General features: G+C 75.4%; 14 protein-coding genes. 5 read left to right on the top strand and 9 right to left on the bottom strand.

Annotation, left to right across the window (positions count from 1 at the left end; genetic code table 11):
• Positions 1-17 precede the first annotated feature (17 nt).
• Positions 18-941, top strand: a complete 924-nt coding sequence (locus tag L332_RS27755; RefSeq protein WP_021011624.1) for a ParA family protein — start codon at positions 18-20, stop codon at positions 939-941.
• A 326-nt stretch (positions 942-1,267) separates the two neighbouring features.
• Here L332_RS27755 and L332_RS27750 read toward each other — a convergent pair whose 3' ends face one another.
• The 5 genes from L332_RS27750 to L332_RS27730 form a co-directional block, all read right to left on the bottom strand.
• Positions 1,268-1,837, bottom strand: a complete 570-nt coding sequence (locus L332_RS27750; RefSeq protein WP_021065128.1) for a MerR family transcriptional regulator — start codon at positions 1,835-1,837, stop codon at positions 1,268-1,270.
• A gap of 166 nt (positions 1,838-2,003) precedes the next feature.
• Positions 2,004-2,687, bottom strand: coding sequence for a transcriptional regulator FtsR (ftsR, locus tag L332_RS30820; protein ID WP_021011622.1), 684 nt, complete (start codon positions 2,685-2,687; stop codon positions 2,004-2,006).
• Positions 2,684-3,139, bottom strand: coding sequence for an FHA domain-containing protein (locus L332_RS30815; protein WP_021011621.1), 456 nt, complete (start codon positions 3,137-3,139; stop codon positions 2,684-2,686). The genes ftsR and L332_RS30815 overlap by 4 nt, the downstream gene beginning before the upstream one ends.
• A 141-nt stretch (positions 3,140-3,280) precedes the next feature.
• The gene (locus L332_RS27735; protein WP_021011620.1) at positions 3,281-3,595 is read right to left on the bottom strand and encodes an AzlD domain-containing protein; all 315 of its coding nucleotides are present in this window, start codon (positions 3,593-3,595) and stop codon (positions 3,281-3,283) included.
• Entirely contained in the window at positions 3,592-4,320 is a 729-nt protein-coding gene (locus L332_RS27730; protein ID WP_021011619.1) for an AzlC family ABC transporter permease, read from the bottom strand. Before L332_RS27730 ends, L332_RS27735 begins: the two co-directional genes overlap by 4 nt.
• Before the next feature lie 35 nt (positions 4,321-4,355).
• Here L332_RS27730 and L332_RS27725 point away from each other — a divergent pair, with 35 nt between their 5' ends.
• Genes L332_RS27725 through L332_RS27715 form a run of 3 tightly spaced genes read left to right on the top strand, consistent with a single transcriptional unit; the run spans position 4,356 to position 6,813 of the window.
• The gene (locus tag L332_RS27725; RefSeq protein ID WP_021011618.1) at positions 4,356-4,970 is read left to right on the top strand and encodes a DNA-3-methyladenine glycosylase I; all 615 of its coding nucleotides are present in this window, start codon (positions 4,356-4,358) and stop codon (positions 4,968-4,970) included.
• On the top strand, positions 4,970-5,689 hold the full coding sequence (locus L332_RS27720; RefSeq protein ID WP_031224320.1) for a glutamine amidotransferase-related protein: 720 nt from the start codon (positions 4,970-4,972) through the stop codon (positions 5,687-5,689). The genes L332_RS27725 and L332_RS27720 overlap by 1 nt, the downstream gene beginning before the upstream one ends.
• Entirely contained in the window at positions 5,686-6,813 is a 1,128-nt protein-coding gene (locus L332_RS27715; protein ID WP_021011616.1) for a glycerate kinase, read from the top strand. The genes L332_RS27720 and L332_RS27715 overlap by 4 nt, the downstream gene beginning before the upstream one ends.
• A 45-nt stretch (positions 6,814-6,858) precedes the next feature.
• Here the strand turns inward: L332_RS27715 and L332_RS27710 are convergent, their stop codons facing one another.
• Entirely contained in the window at positions 6,859-7,866 is a 1,008-nt protein-coding gene (locus L332_RS27710) for an LLM class flavin-dependent oxidoreductase (RefSeq protein ID WP_021011615.1), read from the bottom strand.
• Between the two features lie 51 nt (positions 7,867-7,917).
• Complete coding sequence (locus tag L332_RS27705; protein ID WP_021011614.1) at positions 7,918-9,096, bottom strand: acetyl-CoA C-acyltransferase; 1,179 nt, start codon at positions 9,094-9,096, stop codon at positions 7,918-7,920.
• A gap of 110 nt (positions 9,097-9,206) precedes the next feature.
• Between L332_RS27705 and L332_RS30900 the strand changes: the two genes are divergently transcribed.
• Positions 9,207-9,335, top strand: coding sequence for a hypothetical protein (locus L332_RS30900; RefSeq protein ID WP_021011613.1), 129 nt, complete (start codon positions 9,207-9,209; stop codon positions 9,333-9,335).
• Positions 9,336-9,394: 59 nt separating this feature from the next.
• Here the strand turns inward: L332_RS30900 and L332_RS0115755 are convergent, their stop codons facing one another.
• Together L332_RS0115755 and L332_RS27700 are read right to left on the bottom strand one after the other, a co-directional pair.
• Positions 9,395-9,985 (bottom strand): VOC family protein, encoded by a 591-nt coding sequence (locus tag L332_RS0115755; RefSeq protein ID WP_021011612.1) that lies wholly within the window; start codon positions 9,983-9,985, stop codon positions 9,395-9,397.
• Positions 9,986-10,059: 74 nt separating this feature from the next.
• Positions 10,060-12,030, bottom strand: a complete 1,971-nt coding sequence (locus tag L332_RS27700) for an FAD-dependent oxidoreductase (protein WP_021011611.1) — start codon at positions 12,028-12,030, stop codon at positions 10,060-10,062.
• Between the last annotated feature and the right edge of the window lie 82 nt (positions 12,031-12,112).

The following is a 12,112-nucleotide window of genomic DNA, read 5'->3' as shown; positions in this document are numbered from 1 at the left end:
GGCTAGGCTTGGGCGCCGTGCACGTACTCTCGATCAGCTCGCTCAAAGGCGGTGTCGGCAAGACCACGGTGACGCTCGGCCTCGCCTCCGCCGCCTTCGCCAAGGGCCTCCGCACGCTCGTGGTCGACCTCGACCCCCAGTCCGACGCCTCGACGGGCATGGACATCGAGATCGAGGGCCGGCTCAACGTCGCCGACGTGCTCGCGAACCCGAAGGACAAGGTCGTCCAGCAGGCCATCTCGCCCTCGGGCTGGACGCAGGGCCACGGCGGCACGATCGACGTGCTGATCGGCTCGCCCTCGGCGATCAACTTCGACGGGCCGCACCCGACGATCAAGGACATCTGGAAGCTCGAGACGGCGCTCACGACGGTCGAGAACGACTACGACCTCGTGCTCGTCGACTGCGCGCCGTCGCTCAACGCCCTCACGCGCACCGCGTGGGCGGCGTCCGACCGCGTGCTCGTCGTGACCGAGCCCGGCCTGTTCTCGGTCGCTGCCGCCGACCGCGCGCTGCGCGCGATCGAGGAGATCCGCCGCGGCCTCAGCCCGCGCCTCCAGCCGCTCGGCATCGTCGTGAACCGCGCGCGCCCGCAGTCCCTCGAGCACCAGTACCGCATCCAGGAGCTCAAGGACATGTTCGGCCCGCTCGTGCTCGACACGGTGCTGCCCGAGCGCACCTCGATGCAGCAGGCCCAGGGCGCGGCCCGGCCGCTGCACGTGTGGCCCGGCGAGGGCGCGCAGGAGATGGCGCTGCAGTTCGACGAGCTGCTGCAGCTCGTGCTGACGGCTTCGGGCCGAGCTGGCGACGAGGCGGCCTCGGGCCGCAAGGTGCCCGCGCCGACGGCAGCCGTCGACGCGACGGCCGCCGCGCAGCTCGAGGAGGCGGCGGCTGCCGAGGCGGACGCCGACTCCTCCCCCGCCGCCGACAAGCAGCAGTAGTCCCGCTGCGAGCGCCCGCACCTCCTTCGGTGCGGGCGCTCTCGCGTTCCCCCTTCGCTGCGTGGTCGCGTCCGCACTCGCGGGGCTGACCGCTCGAGGGGCGAAGCGCCACTCACCCGCGGGAGGCGCCACTCACCCGCGGGAGGCGCCACTCACCTGCGGGAGGCGCCACTCGGGGGCGGGAGGCGCCACTCGGGGGCGGGAGGCGCCACTCACCTGCGGGAGGCGCCACTCACGTGCGGGAGGCGCCACTCACGTGCGGGAGGCGCCACTCACGTGCGGGAGGCGCCACTCGAGCGCGGGAGTGGGCGGATGCGCGGGGCGGGTCAGGCGGTGCGGCTGCGGCGCGCGCGGCGCGCGGCGAGCTCGTCGACGGGGCGCTCGTCGACGGGCGTGCCCTCGAGCTCGATGAGCTGCGACTCGACCTCGCGCAGCACGCGGCCGACGGCGATGCCGAACACGCCCTGGCCGTTGCTCAGGAGGTCGATGACCTCGTCGTGCGAGGTGCAGAGGTAGACGCTCGCACCGTCGGAGATGAGCGTCGTCTGCGTGAGATCGCGCACGCCCGCGTCGTGGAGCTGCTGCATCGCGACGCGGATCTGCTGCAGCGAGATGCCGGTGTCGAGCAGGCGCTTCACGAGCTTGAGCACGAGGATGTCGCGGAACGAGTAGAGGCGCTGGCTGCCCGAGCCGTGCGCGGGCCGGATCGACGGCTCGACGAGCCCGGTGCGCGCCCAGTAGTCGAGCTGGCGGTAGGTGATGCCGGCGGCGTCGGCCGCGATCGAGCCCTTGTAGCCGACCGCGTCGTGCTCCTGCGGCAGCCCGTCGGTGAAGAGCAGGCCCGCGTCGATGCGGGTGGTGCCGCCCTGGTCTGCATCCCGGGTGCCGTCGCGCATCGCCGTTCCCTTCCGAAGAGCTGAGCCCCAACCTTCAAGGTGAGGTTGAGTGTTGTCGCCCACCGTATCGACCCGCCGCCCCGACCCGGCGGAACCTGCGACCGGCGCGGCGTGTCGGGTCGAGTCTACGCCCTGCCGCCGACGCGCGGCCGGGACGCGCGGGCGCTCACTCGCCGAGCGCGTCGCGCGTGAGCAGGTCGCGCACGGCCTGGATCTGCCCGGCGAGGTCGCGCGCGGTCTCGGCCGCCTTCGCCTGGCTGCCGGTCTCGCGGCGGCCGCGCATCGGCTTGAGCGCCGACTCGATGAGCGCGGCCTCGCGCTGCGCCGACTGCCGCATGCCGCGCAGGTGGCGCGGCTCGATGCCGAAGCGCTGCAGCTCGACGAGCGAGCGGAGCGCTTGCACCGCCGCCTCGCCGAACGGCTCGGCGCCCGGCAGCAGCTGCGCCGAGATCGCGTCGGCGAGCAGCTGCTTCGAGGCGCCCGCCTCCGCCTGCAGCTCGCTGCGCGAGAGCCGGCGCTCGCTGCCGAGGATCGACGGCGCCTCGAGGCGCACGTTCGCGCCCGGGATCTGGGGCGATCGGCCCGCGTCGATGTCGTCGAGGTGGCTGAGGATGACCTTGAGCGGCAGGTAGTGGTCGCGCTGCAGCGTGAGGATGTAGCGGAGCCGCTCGACGTCGGCCGCGTCGAACTTGCGGTAGCCCGAGGGCGTGCGCTGCGGCGAGATGAGTCCCTGGTCCTCGAGGAAGCGCAGCTTCGACGGCGACAGGTCGGGGAACTCGGGACCGAGCTTCGCGAGCACCTGGCCGATCGAGAGGAGGGCGGCAGCCTTCCTCGCCGCCTGCGCGCTCACTGCCGCGGTTCGAGGTCGAGGCGGGAGCGGTAGAAGGTGAGGCGGAACTTGCCGACCTGCACCTCCGCGCCGTCGTGCAGCACCGCCTGCTCGACGCGCTCGCCGTTGTGGTACGTGCCGTTGAGCGAGCCGAGGTCGCGCAGCTCGAACGTCGTGCCGGAGCGGGCGAACTCCGCGTGCCGGCGCGAGACGGTGACGTCGTCGAGGAAGATGTCGGCGTCGGGGTGCCGGCCCGCGATCGTCGAGTCCTGGTCGAGCAGGAAGCGGGCGCCGACGTTGGGCCCGCGGCGGACGACGAGGATGGCCGACCCCGACGGCAGCGAGGCGACCGCCTCGCGGTCCTCGGGCGTGGTGCCGGACAGCATCGACGCGAGCTGCGCGCGGTAGTCGTCACCCCACGACTGGGTGCTCTCTCCGTCGCGGCCGGGCTGGCGGCCGTCGTGCTCGGTCATGCGCTTCCTCCACGCGGATGGGCCATCGCTGGCCAGGGTCTCAAGTGCCGTTCAGCATAGCGATCCGGAGGCTGAACCAGACCTTGAACGTCTGAGCCTCGACAGGCCACCCTAGCGAATGCCGCCGACGCGGCGCGCCGGTCAGGGGAAGCCCGCGAACGCCCGCAGCAGCGCCGCCGTGACGGCCGCGGCGGCGACCGCGACGATGAAGGGCGCGCGCACCGCGAACAGTCCCGCTGCGACGAGCACCGCGGGGATCCGCGCGTCGAGCACGACGCCCCCGTCGCCGCCGAGCGCCTGCACCGCGACGAGGCCCGCGAGCAGCGAGACGGTGAGCAGCTCGAGCGTGCGCCGGGGCCGCGGGCTGTCGAAGACGGCCGGCGGCACCGCGTAGCCGAGCAGCTTGATCGCGAGCACCGCGATGCTCGCGAGCAGCAGCAGGTGCCAGAGCGTCACGAGTGCTGCCCCTTCCCGCTCCCCCGCGGACCCGGGCCGGGCAGCGTCGACTCGTGCCGCGGCCCGAGCCAGTTCGTCACGCCGACGACGACGCCGACGACCGCGGCGACGATGACGGGCATGCCGGCCGGCAGCACCGGCAGCAGCGCCGCGGCGAGCACCGCGCTCACCGCCGCGACCGCGACCGCCTGCCGCGCCTTGAGCCGCGGCCAGAGCAGCCCGACGAACGCGGCGGCGGCCGCCGCGTCGAGCCCCCACTGCCGCGGGTCGCCCAGCAGGTCGCCGAGCAGCGCTCCCGCGAGGGTCGCGAGGTTCCAGCCGATCCAGATGCCGACGCCCGTCACCCAGAACCCCGTGCGCTGCGCGCGAGGTTCGTCCTGCGCGAGCGCGACGGCGGTCGACTCGTCGATCGTGACGTGCGCCGCGACCGGCAGCAGCGCCCCGCGCGGCTGCACGACGCGCCGCATGCTCATGCCGTAGAGGGCGTTGCGCAGCCCGAGCATCGCCGCGCTCGCGACGCCGGCGATGCCGCCGCCCGCGGCGACGACCCCGATGAACGCGAACTGCGAGCCGCCCGAGAACATCACGAGGCTCAGCACCATCGTCTGCCAGAGGTCGAGGCCCGAGGCGATCGAGAGCGCGCCGAACGAGAGCCCGTAGGCGCTCGTGGCCACGACGACGCTCACTCCCTCGCGCCAGGCGCGTCGCACCGCATCCGTCTGCACCGATCCAGCCTAGGCGCGCGGCTAGCCTTGCCTGCATGCACCTGACCGTGGGCGACGACGGCCTCGCCCGCCCCGTGTGGGCGGCGACGGATCCGCTGCTGCGCGACTACTACGACACCGAGTGGGGCATGCCGGTGCGCGACGAGCGCGGCCTGTTCGAGCGGCTCTCGCTCGAGGCCTTCCAGTCGGGCCTGTCGTGGGCGACGATCCTGCGCAAGCGGCCGGCGTTCCGCGCGGCGTTCGCTGGCTTCGATCCGGATGCGGTGGCGCGCTTCGGCGACGACGACGTCGCCCGGCTCATGGGTGACGCGGGCATCGTGCGCAACCGGCGCAAGATCGACGCCACGATCGGGAACGCGCGCGCGACCGTGCGGCTGCGGGACGACGGCGGGCTCGCGGCCCTCATCTGGTCGTTCCAGCCGGCGTCGACGCCGATGCCGCGCTCGTTCGCCGACGTGCCGACGTCGAGCCCGGAGTCGGTCGCGCTCTCGAAGGAGCTCAAGCGGCGCGGCTTCGCGCACGTCGGACCGACGACGATGTTCGCGCTCATGGAGGCGGTCGGCATCGTCGACACGCACCTCATCGGCTCGCACCGTCGCGGCTCGAGCGGCGTGTGGGCGGCGGACGGCTCGAGGGCGGAGGCGGCGTGATGCGCCGGATCATGGTCGTGCAGTCGCGGCCCGAGGACGAGGTCGCCGACGCCGAGCTCGAGGCGATGGTGCGCTTCGGCGCGCTCGACGAGGCGCGCATCCAGCGCGTGCGGCTCGACCGCGAGATCCCGGCGCTCGAGCTCCGCGACGTCGACGCCGTGCTCGTCGGCGGCGGCCCCGCGAACTTCAGCGACGAGCACCGCCGGCCGCCCGGCCACGCCGAGACGATCGCGTGGCTCACGCACCTCGGCGAGCGCGTCATCCGCGACGACATCCCCTACCTCGGCGCGTGCCTCGGGCTCGGCGCGCTCGTGCACGCGCTCGGCGGCCGCATGGTGCGCGGCATCGCCGAGTCGGTCGCGCCGGTCGAGCTGAGCCTCATCGGCGACGACTGGCTCACGGAGGGGCTGCCGCGAGCCTTCACGGCGTTCGGCGGCCACAAGGAGGGCATCGCCGAGGCGCCCGAGGGCGCGACGACGCTCGCCGTCTCGGCCGCGTGCGTGCACATGGTGCGCGTCGGGCAGCACGTCGTCGGCACGCAGTTCCACCCGGAGCTCGACGCCGACGGGCTCGAGCAGCGCATCCGCGTCTACCGCGACCACGGCTACTTCTCCCCCGACGAGGTCGAGGACCTCGTCGCCGCGGGCCGCGCCGCGAGCGTCTCGCACCCGCAGTCGATCCTCCGTCGCTTCGCCGAGCGCTACGGGCTCACCCGATGACCCGCGTCGTCGTCGCGTTCGACGCCTTCAAGGGCAGCCTCACGGCGCTCGAGGCGTGCGAGGCGGCGGCGCGCGGCATCCGCGCCGCGGCGCCGGGCACCGACGTCGCGCTCCTGCCGATGGCCGACGGCGGCGAGGGCAGCCTCGACGCCGTGCTCGCGCGCGGCGGGGAGGAGCGCGCCACGCCCACGGTCGACGCGCTCGGCCGGCCGGCGCTCGCGCGCTGGGCGCTCGAGGGCTCGCACGCGGTCATCGAGCTCGCGCAGGCCGCGGGGCTGCCGCAGGTCGAGGACGTGCCGCTCGAGCCGCTCGCCGCCTCGACCGCCGGGCTCGGCGCGGTCGTGCTCGACGCGCTCGACCGCGGCGCCGACGAGCTCACGCTCCTGCTCGGCGGCTCGGCGACGACCGACGGCGGCGCGGGGCTCCTCACGGCGCTCGGGGTGCAGCTGCTGGATGCGTCGGGCCGGCCGGTGCGCTCGGGCGGCGGCGGGCTCGGCTCGCTCGAGCACCTCGACGCGACGGGCCTCGACGCCCGGGCCCGCGCGGCGCGCTGGCGCTTCGTCACCGACGTCGACGCGCCGCTCGCGGGCCCCGCGGGCGCGGCCTCCGTCTTCGGGCCGCAGAAGGGCGCGAGCCCCGACGACGTCGCGGTGCTCGACGCCGCGCTCGAGCACTTCGCCCGGGTCGCGGCGGCTGCGCTCGGCGTGGAGGCCGCCGCGATCGCCGACGTGCCGGGCGCCGGTGCGGCGGGCGGCGTCGCGAGCGTGCTGCGCGCGCTCACGGGCGGCGAGATCGTCGCGGGCGGCGCGTGGTTCGCCGAGCTCGCGGGCCTCGATGCCGCGGTCGCGGGCGCCGACCTCGTGCTCACGGGCGAGGGCCGCTTCGACGGCCAGTCGGCGCTCGGCAAGGTCGTCTCGGTCGTGCACGCTGCCGCCGCTCGCGCGGGCGCGCCGCTCGCCGTGATCGCCGGCTCGGTCGACGCCGAGGCGGCCGCGGCGATGGGCGTGCCGGCGCTCTCGATCGCGCCGGGCCCCGCGACCCTCGACGAGCTGCAGCGCGACGCCGCGAGCCTCGTCGAGGCGGCCGCCGCGACCGTCGCGCGCCTCGCCCTCCGCTCGCGCTGAGATCGCTCCGAGTGCTCGCGCCCGCGGGAGCCGCCTACGCGGGGCTCACGCTGTGGGCGGAGCGGCGTCGGCGAGGCCGCCCGCGCCCTCGATGAGCTCGAGCGCGCGCACGCGCTCCGCGGTCGTGCCGTGCACCGCCATGATGAGCTCGTCGGCGTCGGCCTCGACGAGGAACCGGCGCAGGGTCGTCACCGCCTCCTCGCCCGTGCCGAGCGCGGTGTGCTGCAGCATCTTCTGCACCGGCGCGGCCTGCGGGCTCGCGGCGAGCGCGTCGAGCTCGTCGTCGCCGACCTGCTGCGCGATCGGGCTGTCGCGCAGCAGCAGGCCGCGCACGCGAGCCCGGGCGACCTCGCGCTGCATCTCGAGCGCCTCGGCGCGCGAGGGCGCGACGACCGCGTTGATGCCCGCGATGACGAAGGGCTCCGCGAGCTGCGCGGAGGGCTGGAACCGCTCGCGGTAGACGGCGACGGCCTGGTGCAGCGCATCCGGCGCGAAGTGCGACGCGAACGCGTAGGGCAGGCCGAGCGCGGCCGCGAGCTGCGCGCCGAAGAGCGACGAGCCGAGGATCGTGAGCGGCACGTCGGTGCCGTGGCCCGGCACCGCCTTGATGCCCGGCACGGTCGGCTCGCCGCGCAGGTAGCCCTGCAGCTCGACGACGTCCTCGGGGAAGCGGTCGGACGCGCGGATGTCGCGGCGCAGCGCCGTCCACGTGCGCTGATCGGTGCCCGGCGCGCGGCCGAGGCCGAGGTCGATGCGGCCGGGGTGCAGCTCGGCGAGCGTGCCGAACTGCTCGGCGATCACGAGCGGCGAGTGGTTGGGCAGCATGACGCCGCCCGCGCCGAGCCGGATCGTCGACGTGTGCGCGGCGACATGGGCGATGAGCACGCTCGTCGCGCTCGACGCGATCGTCGCCATGTTGTGGTGCTCGGCGTACCAGACGCGCGCGAAGCCGAGGCGCTCGGCCGCCTGGGCGAGCAGCACGGAGCCCTGCAGGCTCTCGCCCGCCGTCTCTCCGGGGTTGATCGGGGCGAGGTCGAGCACGGAGAGGCGCATCGATCCAGCCTACGCGCTGCGTCCTCGGCCGCGCCCTTCCGGCGGGTGCCGCTAGATCGCCTCGAGCACGAGGCCCGTGCCCTGGCCGCCGCCGCCGCAGATGCCGGCCGCGCCGAGCGAGCCGGTGCCGAGCTGCTGCAGCCGGCGCGCGAGGTGGCCGACGATGCGCGCGCCCGACGCGCCGATCGGGTGCCCGAGCGCGATCGCGCCGCCGTTCGCGTTCACGATCTCCGGGTCGACGCCGAGCTGGCGCGTCGAGGCGACGCCGACCGCGGCGAACGCCTCGTTGATCTCGACCGCCTGCAGGTCGGTCGTCGCGCGGCCCGCGCGCTCGAGCGCCTGCTCGATCGCGTCGGCGGGCTGCGAGTGCAGCGAGACGTCGGGGCCGGCGACGAAGCCGGTCGAGACGATGCGCGCGAGGCCCGTGAGGCCCTGCTGCTTCGCGTACGCGTCCGAGACGAGCACGACCGCGGCCGCGCCGTCGGTGATCTGGGATGCGTTGCCGGCGGTGACCGTGCCGTCGGGCGTGAAGGCGGGGCGGAGCGACGCGAGCGACTCGACCGTCGTGTCGGCGCGCAGGCCGTCGTCGGCCGAGACCGTGACGGTCTTCCGGCCGGCCTTCGCCTCGAACGGCACGATCTCGCCGTCGAGCGTGCCGTCGGCCTGCGCTCGCGCGAGGCGCGCGTGCGAAGCCGCCGCGAACTCGTCCTGCTGCTCGCGCGTGATCTCGAAGCGGCCGTTGTGCTCGTCGGTCGACGCTCCCATCGCGACGCGGTCGAACGCATCCGTGAGCCCGTCGAACTGCATCGTGTCGATGAGGCTCGTGTCGCCGAACTTCGCCCCGGCGCGCATGGGCGCCGCGTGGGGCGCGAGCGACATCGACTCCTGGCCGACGGCGAGCACGACGTCGGCCTCGCCGAGCTGGATCATGCGGTGGCCCGTCACGATCGCCTCGGCACCCGAAAGGCACACGGCGCTGATGCCGAGCGCGGGCACCGACATCGGCACGCCGGCGGCGACGGCGGTCTGGCGCGGCGGGTTCTGGCCGACCGTCGCCTGCAGCACCTGGCCCACGACGACCGCGTCGACCTCGCCCGGGGCGACCCCGGCGCGCTCGAGCGCGTGGCGGGCGGCGTGAGCACCGAGCTCGGTCGACTTCGACTGGGCGAGCTGGCCGAGGAACTTGGCGAACGGCGTGCGCGCGTATCCGGCGATGATCGTCTCGGGCATGGTGCTGCTCCTTCGCAGGTCGGGGTACGACCAGGATACGCGGGCGCGGGCGCGGGCGCGCGGCTCTCAGGTCGGCGCGGTAGGACGGGGACACGACGACAGGAGGCATCGTGACCGAGCAGCAGCATGGCCAGCAGCCCGACGAGGTGGAGGAGCCGCGCGAGGGCGCCGAGCGCCCCGAGCCCGACCACCACAACCCGGAGACGGAGGAGGACACCGTCTCGGGCGGCCCCGCCTAGCGGTCGCCCATCGCGAGCGCGAGCGCCGGCGACCGGATCCCGGCGCCGGCGCTCGCGGTTCAGCGCTGCGCGCCGGGATCCCGCTGCTCGTCCGCCGGCCACTGATCGGCGGTGTTCTCGTGCCCGGAGCTCGGCTCGGGCGTCGCGCCCTCCGAGTGCCACTGCTCGGCGGTGTCCTGGTGCCCGCCCGCGGTCGCGACGCCGTCGTCGTCGATCGCCGACGACACATCCGCCCCTCGGCCCGCGCCGGGCGCGATGTTGACCATCCAGAGCACGCCCCAGCGGTCGACGAGCATGCCGAACCTGTCGCCCCACGGCGCCGCGACGAGCGGCTCGAGCACCGTGGCGCCGTCGCTGAGGCTCTCCCAGTAGCGCGAGAGGGTCGCGTCGTCGTCGCCCGAGAGCGAGACCTGCTGGCGCCCGGTCGGCTGCTCCATGCCGCGCGGGGTGTCGCTCGCCATGATCGTGTGGCCGTCGGCGGTCGTGAGCTGGGCGTGCATGACGAGGTCGGCGTCGCCCGGGTCGTCGGCCATGCCGCTCTCGCCGAACGTGCTGACGACGAGGTCGCCGCCGAACACGCCGTGGTAGAAGTTCATCGCCTCGCGAGCCTCGCGCCCGAACGCGAGGTAGGGGTTGAGCAGGGTTGCCATCTCGGCTCCTCACTGCGGCCGCGCGGCCGCGTGGAGTCAGCATGCCGCAGGCGGGCGGCGGGCGCCAGGGTCCGTCAGGCCGCGGCGTCGCGCGCGAGCTGCCAGGCCTCGGCGATCGCGGCGTCGATGCCGCGCGGTGCCCGCGCGTCGCCGATCGCGAGCACGGGCACGCCGAGCGCGGCCTCGAGCCCCTCGGCGTCGTGCCCATCGAGGCCGAGGGCCTCCGGCGGCGTGAGCGCGACGATCGCCGTCGGGTCGGCGAGCCGCGTCGCCTCGCCCGTGAGCACGTCGACCGCCCACGCCCGGCCGCCATCGAGGCGCACGCGCGCCGCGGTGCGCCGCACGACGCCGCCGGCGGCGAGCGAGCGCAGCACGAGCTGCCGCTCGTAGCCGGTGCCGACGTGCGGCAGCAGCCGCTCGAACGGCGTCACGACCTCGATCGCCGCGCCGCTCGCCGCGAGCGCGAGCAGCACGCCCGACGCGCGCGCCGTGCCGTCGTCGTCGACGACGAGCACGCGCTCGCCGAGCGCGGCGGGATCGTCCATCGCGCGCCACGCGTCGATCGTCGCGGGCCGCTCCCCCTCGAAGCCCTCCTCGACGGCGAGCGCGGTGCGCGCGGGCGGCGCCGCGCCGGTCGCGAGCACGACCGCGTCGGCACCGAGGGCACGGAGCACCGCCGCCGTGGCCGGCGTGCCGAGCCGCAGCTCGACGCCCGCCGCGCGCGCGTCGCGCTCGAGGTCGGCGACGAGCAGCGCGACGGAGGAGCGGCCGGGCACGCGAGCGGCGCGCCGCAGCTGGCCGCCGAGCTCGTGCTCGCGCTCGAGCAGCGTGACGGCGTGCCCGAGCCGGGCGAGGTCGAGCGCGGCGCGGAGGCCCGCGGGGCCGCCGCCGACGACCGCCCATCGCCTCGGCGTCGCGGCCGCCGCGGGCGCCGGCTCGAGCTCGCGCCCGGCCTCGGGGTTGACCGTGCACGAGACCGGCAGCCCCTGGCTGCCGCGCCCGAGGCAGCCCTGGTTCAAGCGGATGCAGTGCCGGATGCCCTCGGTCGCCCCCGTCAGGAGCTTCCGGGCGAGATCGGGGTCGGCGAGCTGGCCGCGCGTGAGCGCGACCATGTCGGCGATGCCGCTCGCGAGCACCTCCTCCGCCTCCTCGACGCGCAGCGCCGCCCCGACGCCGAAGACCGGGATGTCGGGGTTCGCGGCCTTGAGCGCCGCGACGTCGTCGCGGAGCCACGCGACGGGCATCGCCGACGACGGGAAGACCCAGTGGACGTCGTGGTAGCTCCCGGCCGCGGTGTCGAGGAAGTCGATCCGCGCCTCAGCGCGGAGCGCGGCGACGACCTCGCGCATCGCCGCGGCGTCGAGCCCGCCCTCGTGGTGCTCGTCGAGCACGATGCGGATGCCGACGGTGAAGTCGTCGCCGACGCGCGCCCGCACGGCGCGCAGCACCTCGCGCGGGAAGCGCGAGCGGCCCTCGAGGTCGCCGCCGTAGGCGTCGGTGCGGCGATTCGTGAGCGGCGTGAGGAACTGGTGCAGGAGGTAGCCGTGCGCCATGTGCACCTCGACGCCGTCGAAGCCGCCGAGCCGCGCGCGCTCGGCCGAGTCGGCCCACGCCTCCACGAGCGCCGCGATGTCGCGCCGGCTCGCCGCCGCGGTCGCGACGCCCGTCGAGGGCGAGAGGATGCGGCTCGGCGCGAGCACCGCGCGCGGCCCCGCCGGCCCCTCGGGCGAGGCCTGCGCGCCGTGGTGGTTGAGCTGCACGAGCACGCGAGCGCCCGCCTCGTGGATCGCGTCGGTCATGCGGCGGTTCGCGTCGACCGCCTCCGGCCGCCAGGCGTCCTGGAACCCGCGCGTCGACGCGCTCGGGTGCACGAGGTGGTTGCCGGCGACGAAGAGCCCGCAGCCGCCGCGCGCGCGGCGCACGAAGTAGGCCGTCTCGCGATCCGACTCCACTCGGTCGGAGTACTGCTTCGAGTGCGCAGCCTGCATGATGCGGTTGGGAGCGTCGAAGGCGCCGATGCGGAGGGGCTGGGCGAGCAGGGTCACGGCTCTCGATCCTGCCATCGGCGAGCGCGCGCCGCCCGCCCGGCCGCGCGGGAGGCATCCATCACTCGACACTTGAGGCATG

This window comes from Agrococcus pavilionensis RW1, from assembly GCF_000400485.1.
In the GTDB taxonomy this organism is placed as follows: domain Bacteria; phylum Actinomycetota; class Actinomycetes; order Actinomycetales; family Microbacteriaceae; genus Agrococcus; species Agrococcus pavilionensis.
The sequence above is the reverse complement of the archived record's forward strand: the minus strand, read 5'-3'. Positions and strand labels throughout refer to the sequence as shown.